Here is a 20,954-nt window from a genome sequence, read left to right on the forward strand (position 1 = left end):
GCAAGTTCACGCTTCACGTACGAAGGGGTGTCCGGAGAGACGCCCGGGATCAGGCCGCGTGGGTCTCCTTCGCCTCGCGCGCGGCTTTCGCTTCTTCGGGATCGTAGGCCGCCCCGGACCACAGCATCTCGTAGGCGATCTCCTCGTTGCCGTTCTCGCACAGCTCCAGCACGTCCTGGAACAGCGGCTGGAAGGTCTCGCTGCGATGGGAGGCCTCATGTTCCTCCATCGTGCGCCAGAAGGTGATGATCAGCGCTTCCTTGTCCTTCATCGGGCTTTCCACGGCCTGACCGATGGTGGAACCCTCGTTGGAGACCGCACCGGAGTTCAGGGCCACGAAGCCGCCGACGAAGCCGGTGTCCGAGTGATAGGTCTTCACGTTCTCGCACAGCACGGCCACGCGTTCCTGCAGGTCGTCGATGCTGTATTCCGGCTTCAGGATGACCCGGTTGATGGTCACCACGCCGTCCGGCGGAAAGTTCTGGATCAGGTTGCTCATAACGACCTCCTTGGTTAACAGAAGATGCCCTCGGGCATTGTCGCTTCATTCAGCGAATCAGCATGTGCTGAATGAATTGTTGACCAATTTACTCAAGATCTAGCCGTGCGCAACAAAGGCACACGTGTCGAAGGGCCTGGGACGGTCGGGGTTGTTTCGGGTGTCCGGCCTGATATATCGTCCATTCCAACGAATATTGGAATATCGAGTGTCCCGCGATGGACGAACGCGACCTGAAGGACGTGCTGTACGAGCAGGTGGCGCGGATCACGCGCGCCGCGGCCAGCCCCAGGCGCCTGGAGCTGATCGAGGTGCTGGTGCAGGGCGAGAAGACCGTCGAGCAGCTGGCGGCGGACACCGATATCAGCGTCAAGCTGGCCAGTGCCCACCTCAAGGCCCTGCGCGAGGCCCGCCTGGTGGAGGCCCGTCGCGTCGGGCGTCATGTCCACTATCGTCTCGCCAACCGCCACGTCGCGGACTTCTGGGTCATGCTGCGCACCCTCGCGGAGGAGCGCCTGCTGGAGCTGCAGGCGGCCACCCGCGAGCTGACCGAGTGTGCCGACGAGCTGGCCCTGGTCGCCGGTCCGGAGCTGCTGGAACAGGCCCGGCGCGGCGACGTGGTGGTGCTGGACGTGCGCCCCGGGGTCGAGTACGCCGCCGGGCATCTCCCCTGCGCGCGTTCCATCCCGCTGCAGGAGCTGAATCAGCGCCTGCAGGAACTGCCGGCCGACCGCCCGGTGGTCGCCTACTGCCGCGGCCCCTACTGCCTGATGGCGAAAGAGGCCGTCGCCCTGCTGCGCGAGCACGGGATCGCCGCGCAACGCGTGGAGGAGGGCGTGGCCGAATGGCGCCACGCAGGCCTGCCGCTGGCCGACGAGCGGGACTGACGCGGCCGAGGCCCCGGCTGCGAGATAACGCATTTCCAGAGGAAACCGGAACATGGACAAGCACAAGGCCGCCGAGGCCTACGATCACATCACGCACGGGATCCGCGAGAACCTCGGGCAGTTCAGCCAGCAGCTGATCCAGGTGTTCTTCGTCGGCCTGACCATCGGGATGATGCGCACGGTCATCCCGGCGCTGGCGGAGGACGAGTTCGGCGTTGCCGAGGGCTCGTTCATGCTGCTGACGGCTTTCGTGGTGGCCTTCGGGATCGTGAAGGGCGCGCTCAATTTCGTCGCCGGCCGGCTGTCCGAGCGCATGGGCCGCAAGAATGTCCTGTTGCTGGGCTGGCTGTCCGCCATCCCGATCCCGTTCATGATCCTGTACGCCCCGACCTGGGGCTGGATCGTCGCCGCCACGGTGCTGCTGGGCGTGAACCAGGGTCTGGCATGGTCGATGACGCAGACCGCCAAGATGGACATCACCCGGGCGAACGAGCGCGGCTTCACCATGGGCATGAACGAGTTCTCCGGCTATGTCGGCGTGGCCGTGGCCGGCATCGTCACCGGGTACATGGCGTCCGCCCTCGGTCCGCGCGTCGGCCTGCTGGTCTTCGGCCTGGTGGTGATCGCGCTGGCGATCGTGATGACCTTCCTGCTGGTGCGCGAGACCATTGACTGGGCGAAGGCCGAGGGGGCCCGCCATGCGGCCGGTCGCAACGACGGGCCGGTGGCGCGCTATCCGCAGAACATCCCCGACGCCCCCACGACCTGGCAGGTGTTCACCCTGATGTCCTGGCGCGACCGGCGCATGGCGGCGTTCAGTCAGGCCGGGCTGGTGGAGAAGTTCGTGGACGCGCTGGTGTGGGTCTTCTATCCGGTGTTCCTGTACCAGCAGGGCCTCGGTCTGGCGGCGATCGGCTGGATCGTCGGCATCTACGGCTTCGTCTGGGGCGGCTCGCAGTTCTTTACCGGCCGTCTGTCCGATCATATCGGTCGCATGAAACCCATCGTCTGGGGCATGTGGATCTGTGGCGCCGGGGTCGGGCTGACCCTGCTCGGTTCCGGGGTCATCTGGTGGTCGTTCGCCGCGGTGGTCACCGGCTTCGGCATGGCCCTGCTGTATCCCAACCTGAGTGCGGCGGTCGCGGACATCGCACATCCCAACTGGCGCGGATCGGCGATCGGGACCTACCGCTTCTGGCGCGACCTGGGCTACGGCATCGGCGCGCTGGGGCTGGGCATCGTCGCGCACCTGGGCGGCTCGGTGGAATGGGGCTTCTGGTTCGTGGTGATCGCGATGTTCCTGTCCGGGGCCCTGGTCTGGTGGTGGGGCGAGGAGACCCATCCGCGCCTGAACCCGGCGGACCCGCAGTAGGCCACCGCCGGGTCCGCGGCGGGCCGCACCGACCCCCGGCCGGAGCCCGGCGCGTGCCGGCACGCCGGGCCGGCTTTTCCGTCACGGGATCGGGGCGTTGGCGCGGGGCGACCGCGGTCCGTACACTGCCCGCACATGACGGAATCCAACCCCCTGACCCGGCTGCGCGAGATCATGGCGCGACTGCGCGACCCCGAGCACGGCTGTGCCTGGGACCGTGCGCAGACCGCCGCCAGCATCGTCCCGCATACCCTTGAAGAAGCCTATGAGCTGGCCGACGCCGTCGCGCGTGACGCCGGCGACGCGGCCTCCACCGCCGAGCTGCGGGAAGAACTCGGGGACCTGCTGTTTCAGGTGGTCTTCCAGGCGCGCATCGCCGAGGAAGCCGGACGCTTCGATCTGGATGACGTCGCCCGCGGGATCGCCGACAAGCTGGTGCGGCGCCATCCGCACGTGTTTGCCGGCCACGCCTTCGGTGACGATGCCGAACGCGAGGCGGCCTGGGAGGCCGACAAGGCCGCCTCCCGCGAGCAGCGGGGCCATGCCAGCGCGATGGACGACATCCCGCTGGCGCTGCCGGCGCTGGCGCGCGCGGTCAAGACCCAGCGGCGGGCCGCGCGTGACGGCTTCGACTGGGACGACGCCGGGCCGGTGGTCGACAAGATCCATGAGGAGATGGCCGAGGTGAACGAGGCCGTGGCCGCGGGCGCCGATCCGGACGCGGTGGCCGAAGAGGTCGGCGACGTGCTGTTCGCGGTCTCCAACTGGGCGCGCCACCTGGGCGTGGACCCGGAGGGCGCGCTGCGCGGCAGTACCCGCAAGTTCGAGGCCCGCTACCGGCGCATGGAGGCACTGGCCGAAGGCCGGGGCCAGTCGCTGTCCGCGCTCGATTTTGCCGAGCAGGAGGCGCTGTACCAGCAGGCCCGTCGCCAGCTGCGCGGCGACCCCGAATCGACCCCCGAATAACTCCGAACAACCCCGAACGGCCGGGCACCCGTCCCGTCCCGAGAAAAGGAACCCGTATGGAACACGGCCTGGATTCGCTGCCCGATCACTTCATGCCCGCGCGCATCGAGCGCATCGAGCAGGTGACCCCGCTGATCCGCAGCTTCACCCTGGCGGCGGACCCGCAACGCTTCGTGTCGCGCGCCGGCCAGTGGCTGGACCTGGTGATCCCGCAGGGCGATGCCAAACCCTTCGTCGGCGGCTATTCGGTGGTCTCCGCGCCGCGCGATGACGGCCGCCTGGAGCTGGCCATCAAGTACGCCGATCACCATGCGGCCACCCATCATCTGCATACCGCGGCGCGCGAGGGCGACACCGTCTACATCACGCCGGGGCAGGGGGATTTCTGCTTCGAGCGCGGCATGGCCGATAACGTGGTGCTGCTGGGGGCCGGCATCGGCGTGACCCCGCTGTTCAGCATCCTGCGCTATGTGCACCAGTCGGCCCCCGAGGTGAATGCGCACCTGGTCTACAGCGTGGCGCGGCAGGACGAGGTGCTGTTTCCCGAGGAGCTGGAGCGCCTGGCGCAGGCCGACAACATCGACGTGACCCTGACCGTGACCCGCGAGGCGGAGGACTGGCTGGGGCACACCGGGCGGATCTCGCATTCGCTGCTGGAGTCGCTGGAGCTGCCGCGCGATGCGCTGTTCTATTTCTGCGGCTCGCGCGAGTTCATCGAGGACATGGCCACGCTGCTCGGCGAGTGGGGCATCCCCGAGGCGCAGCTCAAATACGAGAAGTGGTGGTAGGGCGTCAGGCGTCGCTGTCGAGACGCAGCGACAGGTCCACCGCCCGCAGGTGCTTGGTCAGCGCCCCCACCGAGATGTAGTCCACCCCCGAGTCGGCGACTTCCAGCAGGGCCGCGGCGGAGACCCCGCCGGAGGCCTCGGAGATCGCGTGTCCGCGGATGCGCCGCACCGCTTCGGCGCGATCCGCGGGTGCCAGCTCGTCCAGCATGATCACGTCGGCCCCGGCGGCCAGCGCCTGGTCGACCTCGTCGAGGTTTTCGGTCTCCACCTCCACCCAGCGCCCGGCGCCCAGCGTGCGCGCCTGCTGCACCGCGGCGGCGATGGAGCCGCAGGCGGCGATGTGGTTTTCCTTGATCAGCACCGCGTCCCACAGGCCCAGGCGGTGGTTGTGGCCGCCGCCGATGCGCACCGCGTACTTCTGCGCGTGGCGCAGGCCGGGCAGGGTCTTGCGGGTGTCGAGGATACGCGCGTGGTGGTCCTGCAGGCGCGCCACCCAGCGGGCGGTCTCGGTCGCGGTGCCGGACAGGGTCTGCAGCAGGTTGAGGGCCGCGCGCTCGCCGGCCAGCAGCGCGCGGGCCGGGCCCTCGATGCGGGCGATCCGGGTCTCGGCCGCGCAGGCCTCGCCCTCGGCGACCGCCCATTCGATGCGCAGGTTCGGGTCCAGGCGGGCGAGCACGCGTTCCGCCCAGGGCTGGCCGCAGAGGACGGCATCCTCGCGCAGCCACAGCGAGGCGCGCGCATGGCGCCCGGCCGGCACCAGCGCCGCGGTCACGTCGGCGGCCATGCCGCCGGGCCCGAGGTCCTCCTCCAGCGCGGCGGCCACCTCGCGCTCCAGCGCGGCGGGGTCGGGTTCGGCGGGGCCGCGGACGAACGGGTCGCGGGGCTTTTCAAGGTGCGGGCTCATTGCGGGTCTTCCGTTGCCGGGTGGCTGCGGGCAACTGTCAGGTCGACGTGGCCGCTTGCCAGGCGGGCGGATACCGCGTCTCCGCGGGTCACGTCGGCGGCATCCCGCAGCAGTCCGCCGTCCTCGGTGGACAGGATGGCGTAGCCGCGGCGCAGTACCGCGGTGGGATCCAGCGAGTGCAGCTGGCGCCGGCTCGCCTCGAACTGGCGCCGGCGTGCATCCAGCTGGCGCTGCGTCGCGCTGCGCAGGCGCTGATCCAGGCGGTGCAGGCGTTCGCGCCGGGCCGCCAGATCGCGGTCCGGGCGTACCTGCTGCAGCCGCTGGCGCAGGTGCTCCAGGCGCAGGCGGGCGTGGTTCAGCCGCGCTCCGGGAGAGGCCCCGGCGAGGCGCAGTCGGGCGCGCTGCAGGCGCTGTTCCGCGCGTTCCAGACGCAGCCGCCCGGCGCGTTGCAGGCGTTCGCGCTGCTCGTCGAGGCGCTGGAGGTTGCGTTCCAGGATCTGCCGCGGATGGCGCCGTTCCAGGCGGCCGGCGAGCCCTTCCAGGCGTGCGCGATCCTCGTGGATGCGACGCGCCAGGCGCTGTTCCAGGCGTGCGCGCAGTTGGTTGAGCTGCTGGCGCAGGGCGGGGCCGTCGGGGCTGACCGCCTCGGCCGCCGCGGTGGGGGTGGATGCGCGCAGGTCGGCGACGAAATCGGCGATGGTGACGTCGCTTTCGTGGCCCACGCCGGTCACCACGGGGATCGGACAGTCCGCGATCGCGCGCGCCACGCTCTCCTCGTTGAAGGCCTGCAGGTCCTCCAGCGAACCGCCGCCGCGTGCCAGCAGGAGCACGTCCACCGCGCGTTCCTCGCCGGCACGCTGCAGGGCGGCGACGATCTGTTCGGCCGCCGCGGCGCCCTGGACCGCAACGGGATACAGCGTGACCGGCAGCAGCAGCGGAAACCGGCGCGCCAGCGTGCGTTCGATGTCGTGGCGGACATCGCCCTGGGCCGAGGTGATAACGCCCAGGCGATGGGTCCGCGCCGGCAGCGGCCGCTTGCGCGCGGGGTCGAACAGGCCCTCGGCCTCCAGCTGTTTCTTCAGCTGCTGGAAGGCGGCCAGGAGCCGGCCCTCGCCGGCGGGTTCGAGCCGCTCGACCACGATCTGGAACTGCCCGCGGGCGGGGTAGATGCCCGCGCGTCCGCCCACCTGCACCGCATCGCCGTCCGCGAAGGGCGCTGCGCGCCGGGCGTTGCCGCGGAACAGCACGCAGTTGACGCTGGCGTTCTCGTCCTTCAACGAGAAATACTGGTGGCCCGACGGGTAGCGGCGCAGGTTGGAGACCTCGCCCTCGACCCGCACCGATCCCAGTCCGTCGCGCAGCAGTCCGTCCGCGCACTGGTTCAGCTGGGCCACGGTCAGGACCGCGGCGGTATCGCTCATTCGCCGCCCCCGAATACCCGTTCCAGCAGTTCGGTGCCGCGGCCGACCGGGTCGGCGCGCAGCGCCGCCTCTTCCTTCGCCAAAGTGTCGAACAGACCGGACATCGCGTAGCCCAGTACGTGGTCCACCGGATCGAAGGCGATGTCGGCGACGAACGGGATGTCCTCGACCTCGGCCAGCAGGTCGTTGTAAGCACTGATGGCACCGGATTCGCGCAGGGCCTCGTCGATGACCGGCTCCATGCGCGCGGCCAGCGGGTCGCTCATGCGGGTCTCGAAGTGGCGGGTGGCGGCATCGTCGGGGCCCTGGATGATCTCGCGGGCCTCGTCCAGGGTCAGGTCCTCGATGGCGTCCAGGAACAGCTCGCGGGCCTGCGGGGCGGCATCCTCGGCGGCCCGGTTCATGCGTTCGTGCAGGTCGTCGACCGGGCCCGCCGCACCGAAGCGGTCGAGGGTGTCGCGCGTGGACTGCACCAGTCCGGGCAGCGGGATGCGCACCTCCGGGTTCCCCCAGAAGCCGTTGTGGCGCGCCAGTTGGCCGGTGGCGTTGCGGGTGGCGATGGACAGCGCCTCGCGCAGGGCGTCGATGCGCTCGTCCTGGCTGAGAGCGCTGCCATTGTCGCCCCCGGTCAGGCTTCCCAGGGCCTCGCGGCCGCGTTCCCACCAGTCGGCGCCGGCGGGTGCGGCGGCCAGCAGGGCGGTTCCCGGCAGGAGGCGGAACAGGAAACGGCGGCGGCCGGCAAGGCGGGATGTCGATGACATGTCTGGACCCTTCGGAATGCGGAGATACAAGGGTAACTTCGCAGCGCCGCGGATGCGACGCACGTGCCCGATCCGCCTTTACCCGTCAAGCCCCGGATTCTATACTGTCCGGCTCTTTCCTCCCGGTCCTCGGGCCCTGTCTGGAGTGGTGCATGCGGATACTCGGTGAAGCCCTGACCTTCGATGACGTTCTGCTGATTCCCGGGCACTCGAACGTCATCCCGCGCGACGTCGACATCTCCACCCGGATCAGCCGCGGGATCACGCTCAGCGCGCCGCTGGTCTCCGCGGCCATGGATACGGTGACCGAGGCCAGCCTGGCGATCGCCATGGCGCAGGAGGGCGGCATCGGCATTGTCCACAAGAACATGCCGGCCGAGGCCCAGGCCCGCGAGGTCTGGCAGGTCAAGAAATACGAGAGCGGGGTGATCAGCGAACCGATCACCGTGGGGCCCGACGCTTCCATCGGCGACGTGGTGCGGCTGACCCGGGACAGCCACATCTCCGGCGTGCCGGTGGTGGACGGCAACGATCTGCGCGGCATCGTGACCTCGCGCGACCTGCGTTTCGAGACCCGCATGGAGGCCCCGGTTTCCGAGATCATGACCCCGCGCGACCGCCTGGTCACCGTGCGCGAGGGTGCCGGGCGCGAAGAAATCCTCGGTCTGCTGCACAAGCACCGCATCGAGAAGGTGCTGGTGGTCAACGACGCCTTCGAGCTGCGTGGCATGATCACCGTGAAGGATATCCAGAAGTCCACCGAACACCCGTATGCCAGCAAGGACGAGCGCGGCCGCCTGCGCGTGGGCGCTGCGGTGGGCGTGGGCGAGGGCACCGACGAGCGCGTGGCCGCGCTGGTCGAGGCCGGTGTGGACCTGGTCGTGGTGGACACCGCGCACGGGCACTCGCAGGGTGTGCTCGACCGCGTCGCCTGGGTGAAGAAGCACTACCCGGACGTGCAGGTGGTGGGCGGCAACATCGCCACCGCCGACGCGGCGAAGGACCTGGTGGCCGCCGGCGCCGACGGGGTGAAGGTCGGTATCGGCCCGGGCTCGATCTGCACCACCCGCGTGGTGGCCGGGGTCGGCGTGCCGCAGATCACCGCGATCTCCGAGGTGGCCGGGGCCCTGGAAGGGACCGACGTGCCGCTGATCGCCGATGGCGGCGTGCGCTTCTCCGGCGATCTTGCCAAGGCGGTGGCCGCCGGTGCCCATTGCGTGATGCTGGGCTCGATGTTCGCCGGCACCGAGGAGGCGCCGGGCGAGGTCGAGCTCTACCAGGGGCGCTCCTACAAGATCTACCGCGGCATGGGCTCGCTGGGTGCGATGCAGCAGGGCTCCTCCGACCGCTACTTCCAGGACCCGAACGCCCCGGCCGACAAGTTCGTGCCCGAGGGTATCGAGGGCCGCGTGCCGTACAAGGGCTCGATCGTCGCCATCATCTATCAGCTGATGGGTGGCCTGCGCTCCTCGATGGGCTACGTGGGCGCGCAGAACATCGCCGAAATGCGCAGCAAGCCACAGTTCGTGCGCGTGACCGCGGCCGGCATGCGCGAGAGCCACGTGCATGACGTGGCGATCACCAAGGAAGCACCCAACTATCGCATGGACTGATTCGGCCCGCCGGCCGGATCCCCGACACAGACCCCGGCCACCCGGCCGGGGCAGTGGATGACCTCATGACCCAGGATCTGCACGCCCACCGCATTCTGGTACTGGACTTCGGTTCCCAGTATACCCAGCTGATCGCCCGCCGCGTCCGCGAGGCCGGAGTCTATTCCGAGGTGCATGCCTGGGACATGCCGGCGGAGGACATCCGCGCGTTCGCGCCCACCGGCATCATCCTTTCGGGCGGGCCCGAATCGGTGAACGTCGAGGCACCGCCGCGCGCCGAGGACGTGGTGTTCGAGCTGGGCGCGCCGGTGCTGGGCATCTGCTACGGCATGCAGACCATGGCTGCACAGCTGGGCGGGCGCGTCGAGCCCTCCGAGCGCCGCGAGTTCGGCTACGCCCAGGTCCGCGCGCGCGGCCATACCCCGCTGCTCCGCAATATCGAGGACCACACCACGCCCGAGGGCTACGGGATGCTCGACGTGTGGATGTCGCACGGCGACCACGTGACCGAGCTGCCGGAGGGCTTTCGTCTGATGGCCTCCACCGACTCCGCGCCGATCGCCGGCATGGCCGACCCGGACCGCGGCTTCTATGGCGTGCAGTTCCACCCCGAGGTGACCCACACCACGCAGGGACAGCGGATTCTCGAACGCTTCATCTACGAGATCTGCGGCTGCGAGGCGCTGTGGACCGCCGACAACATCATCGAGGACATGGCCGCGCGGGTGCGCGAGCAGGTCGGCGACCAGCGCGTGGTGCTGGGCCTGTCCGGCGGGGTGGATTCCTCGGTGGTGGGCGCGCTGCTGCACAAGGCGATCGGCGACCAGCTCACCTGCGTGTTCGTGGACACCGGCCTGCTGCGCGAGGGCGAGGGCGACCAGGTGATGGCGACCTTCGCCCGCCATCTGGGCGTGAACGTGATCCGGGTGGATGCCGAAGACCGCTTCATGAGCGCGCTGGCCGGCATCGAGGACCCCGAGGCCAAGCGCAAGGTGATCGGCGGGCTGTTCATCGACGTGTTCGACGAGGAGGCCGGCAAGCTGGAAAACGTGAAGTGGCTGGCCCAGGGCACGATCTACCCCGACGTGATCGAGTCGGCCGACTCCAAGACCGGCAAGGCCCATGTGATCAAGTCGCACCACAACGTGGGCGGCCTGCCGGAGAACATGAAACTCGGTCTGGTCGAGCCGCTGCGCGAGCTGTTCAAGGACGAGGTGCGCAAGATCGGTGTCGAACTGGGCCTGCCCACCGAGATGGTCTACCGTCACCCGTTCCCGGGGCCCGGCCTGGGTGTGCGCATCCTCGGTGAGGTGAAGAAGGAATACGCCGATCTGCTGCGCCGGGCGGATGCGATCTTCATCGAGGAACTGCGCAAGGCCGATCTGTACGACCGGACCTCGCAGGCGTTCGCGGTGTTCCTGCCGGTGAAGTCGGTCGGGGTGATGGGCGACGGCCGGCGGTACGACTATGTGGTCGCGCTGCGCGCGGTGGAGACCATCGACTTCATGACCGCCCGCTGGGCCCACCTCCCGTACGAGTTCCTCGATCACGTCTCGCGCCGCATCATCAACGAGATCCCCGGCATCTCGCGCGTCACCTACGACATCTCCGGCAAGCCCCCCGCCACCATCGAGTGGGAGTGAGTCCCGCCCCCTGCTCGAGGGGCGGTCCTACTCGAAGATCTGGTTGACGTGGTTCAGGCCGGTCTCGTCGGTGTCCCAGTCCAGGGTCAGCCGGTCGGGGTCGCCGGTGAGGCGGCGAAAGGCCGGGACCTCGCTCCGGTCCACGGTGGCGAGGCGGTGGCGGGTGCCACCGTAGGACTCGATGTTGGCGGCCTGCAGGATGTCGGTGTAGGAGACCGGCTCGTGGGCGCCCGGATCCTGGCGGATCTTTTCGTGATCGCCCACCGCGCGCACGATCTCCGGGTCGAAGTTCCAGCTCTTGAGCATCGCCCGGCCCATCGCCACGTGGGCCGCGTCGATCGCGGCCTGGACCGCGCGCGGGTCCTGGTAGATGACTTCCACCTTCTCGGCGCGCCGCAGGATGGGCACGGCGCCGATGTCGTGGACCAGTCCGGCCAGCAGCGCGATGTCCGCGTCCAGATGGCGCTGCCGGCGGGCCAGCAGATAGCTGAGGACCGCGACCTCCAGGCTGTGGGCCCAGAGCTGCTCCATGCGCTCGCGGATGGCCTCGTTGCCGGTCTGGAAGACCTCCTTCATGGAATGGGTCAGCACCACCTGGCGGACCCGTTCCATGCCCAGACGGGTCACGGCCGAGTGGATGGTGGAACAGCGATGCAGCCCGCGGTAGGCGGGGCTGTTGGCCTGGCGTACCAGACGCGAGGCCAGGGCGGTGTCGCGCGAGATCAGGTTGACCAGGTCGGCGATCGTGCTGTTGTCGTCCTGCACGATGAACAGCGCCTGCACGGAGATGTCCGGCAGGGTGGGGATGTCCACCAGTTGCCGGTCGAGGTCGCTTCGCAGTTTCTCGAGGAAGTTTTCGACATCCGTGCGGGTAGCCAAAAGATGCACTCCGTGCGGCGTTTCTGTGGCGTGGAGTATGCCACAGCCACCGGCGTTCGGGGTTGCAGGTCCCATGGGCCGTCGCCCGGATGGTGGCCCGCAACCCCGTGGCACGCGCCTGCCCCGGGGTGCCGTAGCGCAGGTCAGGCGGCTTCGGCGAGGCCCTCCGCGCGGCCGGGGCGGCCCTGCTTGAGGGTCACCAGTTCCTCGGCGCTGGTGGGATGCAGCGGGATGGTCAGGTCGAGGTCGCGCTTGGTCGCACCCATGCGCACCGCCACCGCGAAGCCCTGCAGCATCTCGTCGACGTGGGGGCCGATCATGTGGATGCCGACCACCTTTTCGTCATCCCCGGCGCACACCAGCTTCATCACCACCGGCGGGACCTCGCCTTCCGCAAAGGCCCGGTCGAGGCCACCGAAGCGGGTCTCGTACACCCGCACCGAATCGCCGTGGCGTTCCACCGCCTGCGGCTCGGTCAGTCCGACCATGCCGGCGGTGGGATGGGTGAAGGTCACCGTGGGGATCTGTTCGTAGTCCACCGGCACCGGGTTGTTTTCGGGGGCATACCAGTGCTCGGCCAGACGCCGGCCGGCAGCGATCGCCACCGGGGTCAGCGGGCCCTTGCCGATGATGTCCCCCAGGGCGTAGATCCCCTCGACATTGGTTGCCTGCCATTCGTCCACCGGGATGGTGCCGCCGGGACCGATTTCCACGCCGGCCTCTTCCAGCCCCATGTCCGCGGTCGCCGGCTTGCGGCCGACGGCCCACAGTACCTGCTGGTAGGGGCCGAGTTCTTCACCGCCTTCCAGCTGCACGGTGACCGCGCCCGGTTCGCCGCCCAGCCCGGCCACCTTCACCCCGAGGTGACGGCCGATGCCCTGGTGCTCCATGTGCTGGTCCAGGGCTTCGCTGATGGCGGGATCGAACATCTCCAGCACGCGGTCCTCCATCGCGACCACGTCGGTCTGCACGCCCATGGAGCGCAGCATCCCGGCCATCTCCAGGCCGATGTAGCCGGCCCCGATCACGGCGATGGACTCCGGCAGTTCGGTCCACTGGAAGAAGTCGTCCGAGGTCGCGCCCAGTTCGGCGCCCTCCAGCGGCGGCACCACCGGCGCGCCGCCCATGGCCAGCACGATGCGGTCGGCTCGGTATTCGGTGCCGCTTTCGCTGATCACGCGGTCGCTTCCGTTCAGCCGGGCACGCTCGGCGATATGGGTCACGCCCAGCTTCTCCAGGTGCCCGGCCCAGAAGTCATTCAGGTTGCCGAGCAGCTTTTGCCGTTGCTCGGCCAGGTCGCCATAGCGAATGCCCCGGATGTCCACGTCCACGGCGAATTCGGCGGCCTGGCGGGCCTGGCTCATGTGTTCCGCGGCGTACCAGGTGAGCTTTTTCGGCACGCAGCCCTCATTCACGCAGGTCCCGCCCAGCGGTTTCGGGTCGAACACGGCGACGCGGGCGCCATGGGGCGCGGCGCGTTCGGCTACCGCCAGGCCGCCGCTGCCGCCGCCGATCACGATGATGTCGTAGTGTTCCATGCTCTTTTCCCTGTTCGTTGTCGGTCTGATTCGAAGTCTGCCATGGCGAGCGCTCAAGGAGCGGTCGCCGGGGTCCGCCATCCGTGTCCGCAGGTCCGAGGGGGGCGGCCTGCGGACACGGATGGCCACCCGTGGTGGCCGGGGCGGGCCGGGCCCGCCCCGGATCCGGGATCACGCCGCCTGGCGCTCGCGGTGGATCCACTGCTCCAGTTCTTCGGAGCCGCCGATGCGGTGGCCGCCGACGAACACCTGGGGCACGGTCATCGCGCCGGTGGCGGCGCGCAGGCTGCGCAGGCTGGCGTCACGGCCGAGCACGATCTCCTCGTAGTCCAGGTCCGCGTCCTCCAGCATCTGCTTGGCGCTGGCGCAGTACGGGCAGCCCGGCTTGGTGAATACCACCACGTCCTCGGGGCAGGCCGCATCCGGCGCCACGTACGACAGCATGGTGTCGGCGTCGGAGACCACGAAGGGGTCGCCCGGCTCGTCCGGCTCGATGAACTGCTTCTCGATCACGCCGTCGCGCACCAGCATGGAATAGCGCCAGGAACGCTCGCCGAAGCCGAGGTCGCTCTTGTCGACCAGCATGCCCATCTTCTCGGTGAACTCGCCGTTGCCGTCCGCCAGGAAGGTGATGCGGTCGGCCTCCTGGTCGGCCTGCCAGGCCTCCATCACGAAGCCGTCATTGACCGAGATGCAGACGACCTCGTCGATGCCGTGCTTCTTCAGCACCGGCGCCAGCTCGTTGTAGCGCGGCACGTGGGCCGAGGAGCAGGTCGGGGTGAAGGCGCCCGGCAGGGCGAACACCACCACGTTGCGGCCGCTGAAGATGTCCGCGCTGCGGACGTCGTTCCAGTCGTTGTCCTTGCGGCAGCGGAAGGTGACTTCCGGGACGCGCTGACCTTCGCGATTTTCCAGTTCCATGTTCTCTCTCTCCTGTTGCAGATTGCGGTTTCGGAAACGGGTGAAAAGTCCTGTGCCGGCCCGTGGCCGACGACAGGTGCAAGACTAAGGGGTGCTCTTCGATAAATCTAATCTTTTATAATTAAAATGCGATTAGCCCAAGGCTATGATCGAGGTCGCCGGGGGAAGGACCTCGCCATGGACCTTCATGCCGGACGCGCCAGGATCACGCGGTTGCGGCCGTCGTGCTTGGCACGGTAGAGGGCCTGGTCCGCAACGGAGATCAGCTGGCCGGGGGCACCGGCATCGCGGGGGAACAGCGCCGCCCCGATGCTGACGGTGACCCGTGAGCGGTTCAGCGGTTCGGGCCATCGGGCCCCGGCCACGGCGGCACGCAGGGTCTCGGCGAAGTCCTCGGCCCGGACCGGGTCCGCACCCGGCAGGACGATCATGAATTCCTCGCCACCCCAGCGCATGGCGATGGCGTGTTCCGGCAGCGATTCGCGGATGCACTCGCCGAAACGTTCCAGTACCGTGTCTCCAGCCTGATGGCCGTGACGATCGTTGATGGTCTTGAATTCGTCGAGATCCAGCGCCAGCAGCGCCAGGGGCCGATCCTCGTGCTCGCAGGCGGTGAAGGCCTTCTCGAACAGTTCCTGTCCCCGCCGGCGGTTGTAAAGGCTGGTGAGCGAGCAGTAATCCGCCCTTTGCTGAAGGGACAGTTCGAGGGTCTTGGCGTCGGTCACGTCGTGGATCATGCCGCAGACCCGCAGTGGCTTTCCGTGGTCGTCCCGCAGCACGATGCGTCCGCGGTCGGAGACCCATAGATAGTGCCCGTTGCGGTTGCGCAGCCGGTATTCGGCGTGAAAGGCGGGCCGGCGGCCGGCCAGATGATCCTCCAGTTTGGTCAGGACCAGCGGCCGGTCCTCGGGGTGCACGTTGTCCTTCCAGGTGTCGATGACCTCTTCCATCTCGTCGGGACCGTACCCCAGCAGTGACTTCAGGTTCGGGCTGAACACCAGACGTTCCTGCTGCGGATACCAGTCCCAGACTCCCTCGGCGATGTCGTACAGGACCTGCCAGTGTTCGCGGCCGGCGTCCTCGTCCGGCGACGACCCGCGTTCGGGGATCTCGCGGGCGACCGACACGAAATACTCGCGCCCGTCGACATGCTGCACCGACGTCAGGATCTCCACCGGGATGGCCGAACCGTCCGCGTGGCGGTGCTCGCCGAGGAAGCGATAGGGCGCCTGGTTGCGGATGACCTCGGCGATCTCGCTCCAGGCCGGCATGCCCTGTACGCCGGTCTGGAGCGACATCACCGATTCGTGCAGGAGCTGGTCACGGCTGAGCCCGAGGCTGGCATGCGCCTTTTCGTTGCCGTCGATGATCCGCGAGGTCTCCGGATCGATGATATAGACGGCGTCCGGGAGGCCGTGAAAGAACGACGCGGCTGAAGCGGCCATGGGGATCCCGGCTGAAGCGACTGGGGCCGGCATTTTACCCCGGCCGGCGCGGGGTTGCGAGCGCGGGCACCGGATCGAGGTTGACGTGCGTGGCCGAAACCCTGATGCTTTCGGGTTCGGTCGGGCGGCGGTGATCCGTGCGGCCAACAGCGTTATGGTGGTCCGTATCAGTCCCCTCGCGACGACAGGTTGTGAACCCCGCCAGGCCCGGAAGGGAGCAACGGTAGCAACTGCGTCGGGCGCCGGGGTGTGGCGGGTGCGGGCCACCTCCCTTCCAGTTTCGCTTTCCGGTGGGGCCGAGTGCCCGGAGGCCACGGCGACCGCTCCGTCCATGGGAGAGGCATGAGTCACCAGGTTCTGGCCCGCAAGTGGCGGCCCTCACGTTTCGAGGATCTCGTCGGTCAGCCGCACGTGGTGCGCGCGCTCTCCAATGCGCTGTCCGGCGAGCGGCTGCATCATGCCTATCTGTTCGCCGGCACCCGCGGCGTGGGCAAGACCACCGTGGCGCGCATCCTCGCGCGCTGTCTCAACTGCGAGACGGGGGTGACCGCCGAACCCTGCGGCCAGTGCCGGTCCTGCGTGGAGATCGCCGAGGGGCGGCACCTTGACCTGATCGAGGTCGACGCGGCCTCGCGCACCCGGGTGGACGACACCCGCGAGCTGCTGGACAACGTGTCCTACGCCCCCACCACCGGCCGCTTCAAGGTGTACCTCATCGACGAGGTGCACATGCTGTCGGAGAAGAGCTTCAACGCGCTGCTCAAGACCCTGGAAGAGCCGCCGGAACACGTGAAGTTCCTGCTGGCGACCACCGACCCGCAGAAGCTGCCGGTGACGGTGCTGTCGCGCTGTCTCCAGTTCAACCTCAAGCCGATGCCGGCGCCGCTGATCGCCGATTATCTGACCGGGGTGCTCGAGACCGAGGGCGTGGGTGCCGAACCCGGTGCGCTGCTGCGTCTGGCCGAGGCGGCCGAGGGCTCGATGCGCGATGCGCTCAGTCTCACCGACCAGGCCATCGCCTACGCCGGCGATCAGCTGAGCGAGGGGGCGACCTGCGACATGCTGGGGCTGCTGCCACGCACCCGGCTGACCGGGCTGCTGGATGCAGTGTTCGCCGGGGACGGTGCGGCGCTGGTCCACGGTCTCGCCGAGCTGGATGCCCTGGGGCCGGACTGGTCGCGGCTTCTGGATGAACTGGCCTCATTGCTGCACCGGGTGGCGGTGCTGCAGGTGGCGGGCGAGGTGGCCGATGGCGGCGAAGCGGGCCTGGACTGGGCGCGCGAGGCCGCCGGCCGCGAAGACCCCGAGGCGATCCAGCTCGCCTATCAGATCCTGATCCATGGCGTACGCGACCTGCCGTATGCACCGGAACCGCGCATGGGGGTCGAAATGACCCTGCTGCGGCTGCTGGCCTTCCGTCCGGAGGGCTCGCCGGAGCCCGCGTCCGGTACCACAACCGGCGGGAGCGGCGCGGCTGGCCGGCCCGGGAACCCCGCGAACCGGGGCCCGGCGGTGCAGGCCGAGCCCGCGTCCCGTGCCGCGGCCGAGGCCCCGGAGCCGGCGCGGGCAAGCCCGCCTTCCACGCGCGGGCCGGATGCCGGGGAGGCCGGCGCGGTACGCGAGCCGCATGCGGCCCCGGCCTCCGCGCCCCCGGAGAAGACCGCCGGAGCCGATGCGGCGGACGCTGCCCGCCCGGCGCCGGCCCCGGTGCCCGCCGCTCCGGTGGCCGAGGGCGAATTCGACTGGCATGCGTTTGCCGCAGGTCTTCCCGCGGGTACCGCGCGGGAAATCGCGCTGCAGGCCGAATTTCGTTCGCTGGATGCGGAGCGGCTGACGCTCGCGCTGCCGACCGACTACCGCATGCTGTGCACGGAACGGGCCCGGGAACGCTTGTCCAGGTCCCTGGAGGCGCATCTCGGCCGCGGCGTGCGTCTGGAGATCGTGGATCAGGAAGGAGCCGGTGGTGACACGCCGGCCGCGCGTCTTGCGGCGGATGCCGAGGCGCGTCAGGCTGAAGCCGAGTCCGCCATGCGGCAGGATCCGGTGGTGCAGGCGCTGCACGAGCGCTTCGGGGCCGAACTCGGCCCGGTGCGCCTGCGCGACGACGACCCGACACTTAATCAGGACCCCGGAACAGCGGGACAGGAGAACCGAAAATGATGAAAGGCGGCATGGGCAACATGATGAAGCAGGCCCAGAAAATGCAGGAAGAAATGCAGCGCGTGCAGGCCGAGCTGGCCGAGATGGAGGTCGAGGGCCAGGCCGGTGGCGGGCTGGTCAGCGTGACCCTGACCGGCAAGCACGAAGCACGCAAGGTGCGGATCGACCCCAGCCTGTTCCAGGACGATCCCGACATGATCGAGGATCTGGTGGCGGCAGCCATCAACGATGCCGTGCACAAGGTGGATACCACCAGTCAGGAACGCATGAGTGAACTGACCAGCGGCATGGGCCTGCCGGCGGGCATGAAACTGCCGTTCTGAGCCGGACCGCGGTGGATACCGAACTCGACGACCTGGTCCAGGCACTGCGCTGCCTGCCGGGGGTGGGTGGCAAGTCGGCCCGGCGCATGGCGCTGCACCTGCTGGAACGCGACCGCGAGGGCGCACGGCGCCTGGCACGGGCGGTGGACGCCGCGGTGGAGAACATCGGCCACTGTTCGGTGTGCCGGACGCTGACTTCGGCGGAGACCTGCGAGCGCTGTCTGGATCCCGATCGCGACGACCACGTCCTGTGCGTGGTCGAGAGCCCCGGCGACGTGATGGCCATCGAGGCGGCAACCGACTTCAACGGTCGCTTTCACGTGCTTCTGGGGCGGCTGTCGCCGCTGGACGGCATTGGCCCCGAAGAACTGGGGCTGGACCGGCTCGAGGAACGCCTGCGCCAGCAGGGCACCGAGGAGCTGATTCTCGCCACGAACACCTCGGTGGAGGGCGAGGTCACCGCCCACTACCTGGCCGAGATGGCCGGGCGCCTGGGAATCCGCGCCACGCGCATCGCGCAGGGGATCCCCAGCGGCGGGGAGCTGGAATATACCGATGCGGGGACCCTGGCGCACGCCTTGTCGGGGCGCCGCGATTACTGATATAAATCGCGCCGGCCGGGCGCGGTGGAGGCACCATGGAAGACTGCATCTTCTGCAAGATCGTGGCCGGGGAGATCCCCGCGACCATCGTCCGCGAGACCGATGACGTGATCGCCTTCGAGGACCTGCATCCCCAGGCGCCGCTGCATGTCCTGGTGATTCCGCGGCGGCACATCGCGACCCTCAACGACCTTACTGCCGGGGACGCGGAAACCGTCGGCAACATGGCCCGGGTGGCGGCCGGCATTGCCGCCGAGCGGGGCTATGCCGAGGACGGCTATCGTACCGTGATGAACTGCAACCAGCAGGGCGGTCAGACGGTCTACCATATACATATGCACCTGCTCGGTGGTCGGCCTCTCGGCTGGCCCCCGGGCTAGCGAACACGACGGGCCGGGGAGGCTGGCGCCGTGACAAACGGGAGAACGGGCGTGAAGCGACGCGGAAATCATGACGGCACAACGGCCATGGCCGGGGCGGGGAATTCGCCGGGCCGTGCGCGCGTTGTTGCCCGGCTGGCGGTGCCGCTGATGCTGGTCGCGACGTGCGCGACGCCGATGGTTGCGGCGGCCGAAGTGGTCGAAGACGACACCACTCGCTTCTCCGTGACCCGGACCCTGAATCTCGACGGCGGCGATCCGGTTGCGGGGGTGGGCGACCTGTCCTCCTTTTCCGGTGCGGCGGGTGCGGGCGGAGAGACCCGTCCCGATCCGCGTTATCGCCTGATGCTGGATGCCGACGCGGTGTCGCGTCCGGCGGACGACATCACCGGTGTGGGCGATCGTTTCGAGGCGACCGGCGCTTTCCGCCAGCGCCTGGGGTCCAGTGGCCTGGGGTACGGGATCGATCTGGGCTTCGGTATGGAGTCGCGCTCTGCGCCGGGACACCTGCGCGAGGATGCGGGTACCACTTCCTATTTTACCGACTTCAGCTTCGGCCCTACCTTCGAGTCGGGCGGTTTCGACAGCCAGCTGCGGGTCGGCGTGCGCCAGCCGCTGGCGGGCGATTCGCGCGAAACGGTCGCTGCGGGAGGTGGCCTGCAACCGCGCGATCACACGCGTGGCGCCAGCTATCTGAGCCTCGACGGCAGCCTCCGCCTGCGCAACGACAGCGAGCTGTCGATGAGCCTGTTCTACGATGACTATTCGCTGGAATCCTCCGAAGGCTGGATGGAAGACCGGCTGGAATTCGACGGCATGCGTCCCGAATCCGGCGGTTCCTCGTCGGTGTTCGGCGTGGAGATGGGCCTGACCTTCTGATTCGTTTTGTTTCGTGCCGCGGGGGCGCTGCCGGGCTCAGTCCCGGCGCCGGGTCTCCGCTCGCAGTTCCTGCCAGGCCTCCAGCCGTTCCTGCGGCAGCTCGCCGACGGCGACCGCCGCTCTCACCGCACACCCCGGTTCGGCCGCGTGCCGGCAGTCGCGAAAGCGGCATTCCCGGGCCCGTTCGGCGATGTCAGGGAAGCCGCGCTCGAGCGTGTCAGCGTCGTCCAGCTCCGGCGTGAAGTCGCGCACCCCGGGGGAATCGATCCATGCGCCATCGCCCGCCAGCGGATACCAGCGCGCCGTGGTGGTGGTGTGGCGCCCTTCGCCGGTCTGTCCCAGGGTCGCGGTTTGCAGGGCCTGTTCCGGCGCGTTGCCGGTGCGGCGCAGCAGTGCATCGATCAGCGATGACTTGCCGGTGCCGGACTGGCCGACCAGGATGTTGCTGCCCCCCTCGGCGGCCGCCGCCAGGGCGTCCAGCCCGGTACCTTCGTGCACGCTGACCGGCAGGGCGTGCAGGCCCAGATGGCCGTACTGCCGGTCCAGGCGCTGCGCGCCGCCGGGATCCAGCTCGCATTTGTTGAACAGCAGCCGGGGTTCGGCCGGCAGGCTGTGGATCGCCACCAGGAAACGGTCGATCAGGAAACGCGCCGGTGCCGGCTCGGCCGCCACCACGATCCAGACCCGGTCCACCCCGGCGGCGATGGTCTTGCGGCGGCCGTAACCGTCGCGCCGCACCAGTGCATTGCGGCGCGGCTCGCGGCGCAGGATGCGGTGGCCGTCGGTTTCCACGCGGTCCCCGCAGACCAGATCCCCCGTGCGGCGCTGCAGCTGCACGCGATGCAGATGGCCGTCCTCGTCGAGGAGGTCGGCCCTCTGGTTGAGGCGGGCGGCAACCCGCGCGCGGACGGGCAGGGGATCCGCGGTCGTGTGGACCGCGGATCCCGGGTTCCGGGCGGACCGGCTCATGCAG

At 69.2% G+C, this 20,954-nt stretch carries 20 protein-coding genes and 1 other RNA gene; 12 read left to right on the plus strand and 9 right to left on the minus strand.

Annotated elements, in window-relative coordinates; genetic code table 11:
* Positions 1–49: 49 nt before the first annotated feature.
* Positions 50–499, minus strand: a complete 450-nt coding sequence (locus tag F573_RS0106440) for a hypothetical protein (protein ID WP_019021899.1) — start codon at positions 497–499, stop codon at positions 50–52.
* A 218-nt stretch (positions 500–717) separates the two neighbouring features.
* Between F573_RS0106440 and F573_RS0106445 the strand changes: the two genes are divergently transcribed.
* The 4 genes from F573_RS0106445 (at position 718) to F573_RS0106460 (ending at position 4,512) form a co-directional block, all read left to right on the plus strand.
* Positions 718–1,386 carry a metalloregulator ArsR/SmtB family transcription factor gene (locus tag F573_RS0106445; protein WP_019021900.1) on the plus strand — a complete coding sequence of 223 codons (669 nt, stop codon included), beginning with the start codon at positions 718–720 and terminating at the stop codon, positions 1,384–1,386.
* A 52-nt stretch (positions 1,387–1,438) separates the two neighbouring features.
* The gene (locus tag F573_RS0106450) at positions 1,439–2,758 is read left to right on the plus strand and encodes an MFS transporter (protein ID WP_019021901.1); all 1,320 of its coding nucleotides are present in this window, start codon (positions 1,439–1,441) and stop codon (positions 2,756–2,758) included.
* 135 nt (positions 2,759–2,893) lie between these two features.
* Complete coding sequence (gene mazG / locus F573_RS0106455) at positions 2,894–3,724, plus strand: nucleoside triphosphate pyrophosphohydrolase (RefSeq protein WP_019021902.1); 831 nt, start codon at positions 2,894–2,896, stop codon at positions 3,722–3,724.
* Between the two features lie 56 nt (positions 3,725–3,780).
* Positions 3,781–4,512, plus strand: coding sequence for a ferredoxin--NADP reductase (locus tag F573_RS0106460; protein WP_019021903.1), 732 nt, complete (start codon positions 3,781–3,783; stop codon positions 4,510–4,512).
* A gap of 4 nt (positions 4,513–4,516) precedes the next feature.
* Here F573_RS0106460 and nadC read toward each other — a convergent pair whose 3' ends face one another.
* From nadC to F573_RS0106475, 3 genes are read right to left on the minus strand one after another with little or no spacing between them, the layout of a single operon-like run.
* Positions 4,517–5,416: a carboxylating nicotinate-nucleotide diphosphorylase gene (gene nadC, locus F573_RS0106465; RefSeq protein ID WP_019021904.1), complete on the minus strand. Its 900-nt coding sequence runs from the start codon at positions 5,414–5,416 to the stop codon at positions 4,517–4,519.
* Positions 5,413–6,837, minus strand: a complete 1,425-nt coding sequence (gene xseA, locus F573_RS0106470) for an exodeoxyribonuclease VII large subunit (RefSeq protein WP_019021905.1) — start codon at positions 6,835–6,837, stop codon at positions 5,413–5,415. Before xseA ends, nadC begins: the two co-directional genes overlap by 4 nt.
* Positions 6,834–7,598 carry a DUF4197 domain-containing protein gene (locus F573_RS0106475; RefSeq protein WP_019021906.1) on the minus strand — a complete coding sequence of 255 codons (765 nt, stop codon included), beginning with the start codon at positions 7,596–7,598 and terminating at the stop codon, positions 6,834–6,836. The genes xseA and F573_RS0106475 overlap by 4 nt, the downstream gene beginning before the upstream one ends.
* Before the next feature lie 152 nt (positions 7,599–7,750).
* On the opposite strand from F573_RS0106475, the gene guaB reads away from it, so the two are divergent.
* Both guaB and guaA read left to right on the plus strand, forming a co-directional pair.
* Positions 7,751–9,211 (plus strand): IMP dehydrogenase, encoded by a 1,461-nt coding sequence (gene guaB / locus F573_RS0106480; protein WP_018870174.1) that lies wholly within the window; start codon positions 7,751–7,753, stop codon positions 9,209–9,211.
* 65 nt (positions 9,212–9,276) lie between these two features.
* The gene (gene guaA, locus F573_RS0106485) at positions 9,277–10,854 is read left to right on the plus strand and encodes a glutamine-hydrolyzing GMP synthase (RefSeq protein WP_018870173.1); all 1,578 of its coding nucleotides are present in this window, start codon (positions 9,277–9,279) and stop codon (positions 10,852–10,854) included.
* 27 nt (positions 10,855–10,881) lie between these two features.
* On the opposite strand, the gene F573_RS0106490 is transcribed toward guaA, so the two are convergent.
* The 4 genes from F573_RS0106490 to F573_RS0106505 all read right to left on the minus strand — a co-directional run bounded on the left by F573_RS0106490 (position 10,882) and on the right by F573_RS0106505 (position 15,637).
* Positions 10,882–11,733, minus strand: coding sequence for an HDOD domain-containing protein (locus tag F573_RS0106490; RefSeq protein WP_019021908.1), 852 nt, complete (start codon positions 11,731–11,733; stop codon positions 10,882–10,884).
* 143 nt (positions 11,734–11,876) lie between these two features.
* Positions 11,877–13,271 carry a glutathione-disulfide reductase gene (gene gorA, locus F573_RS0106495; RefSeq protein WP_019021909.1) on the minus strand — a complete coding sequence of 465 codons (1,395 nt, stop codon included), beginning with the start codon at positions 13,269–13,271 and terminating at the stop codon, positions 11,877–11,879.
* 171 nt (positions 13,272–13,442) lie between these two features.
* Positions 13,443–14,192, minus strand: coding sequence for a glutathione peroxidase (locus F573_RS0106500; RefSeq protein ID WP_019021910.1), 750 nt, complete (start codon positions 14,190–14,192; stop codon positions 13,443–13,445).
* Between the two features lie 185 nt (positions 14,193–14,377).
* Positions 14,378–15,637, minus strand: coding sequence for a diguanylate cyclase (locus tag F573_RS0106505; RefSeq protein WP_019021911.1), 1,260 nt, complete (start codon positions 15,635–15,637; stop codon positions 14,378–14,380).
* Positions 15,638–15,802: 165 nt separating this feature from the next.
* On the opposite strand from F573_RS0106505, the gene ffs reads away from it, so the two are divergent.
* From ffs to F573_RS0106530, 6 genes are all read left to right on the plus strand, one after another.
* Positions 15,803–15,899, plus strand: an RNA gene (gene ffs, locus F573_RS14835) — signal recognition particle sRNA small type.
* Between the two features lie 80 nt (positions 15,900–15,979).
* Complete coding sequence (gene dnaX, locus F573_RS0106510) at positions 15,980–17,797, plus strand: DNA polymerase III subunit gamma/tau (RefSeq protein ID WP_019021912.1); 1,818 nt, start codon at positions 15,980–15,982, stop codon at positions 17,795–17,797.
* Entirely contained in the window at positions 17,794–18,120 is a 327-nt protein-coding gene (locus F573_RS0106515) for a YbaB/EbfC family nucleoid-associated protein (RefSeq protein ID WP_018870167.1), read from the plus strand. Before dnaX ends, F573_RS0106515 begins: the two co-directional genes overlap by 4 nt.
* A gap of 11 nt (positions 18,121–18,131) precedes the next feature.
* Positions 18,132–18,722, plus strand: a complete 591-nt coding sequence (gene recR, locus F573_RS0106520; protein WP_018870166.1) for a recombination mediator RecR — start codon at positions 18,132–18,134, stop codon at positions 18,720–18,722.
* Between the two features lie 35 nt (positions 18,723–18,757).
* Positions 18,758–19,102, plus strand: coding sequence for a histidine triad nucleotide-binding protein (locus F573_RS0106525; RefSeq protein ID WP_019021913.1), 345 nt, complete (start codon positions 18,758–18,760; stop codon positions 19,100–19,102).
* Positions 19,103–19,189: 87 nt separating this feature from the next.
* Complete coding sequence (locus F573_RS0106530) at positions 19,190–19,981, plus strand: hypothetical protein (protein WP_019021914.1); 792 nt, start codon at positions 19,190–19,192, stop codon at positions 19,979–19,981.
* Between the two features lie 36 nt (positions 19,982–20,017).
* Here the strand turns inward: F573_RS0106530 and rsgA are convergent, their stop codons facing one another.
* The gene (gene rsgA, locus F573_RS0106535; RefSeq protein ID WP_019021915.1) at positions 20,018–20,950 is read right to left on the minus strand and encodes a ribosome small subunit-dependent GTPase A; all 933 of its coding nucleotides are present in this window, start codon (positions 20,948–20,950) and stop codon (positions 20,018–20,020) included.
* Positions 20,951–20,954: the final 4 nt, after the last annotated feature.

It is taken from the genome of Thioalkalivibrio sp. ALE23, assembly GCF_000378545.1.
Taxonomy (GTDB): Bacteria; Pseudomonadota; Gammaproteobacteria; order Ectothiorhodospirales; family Ectothiorhodospiraceae; genus Thioalkalivibrio.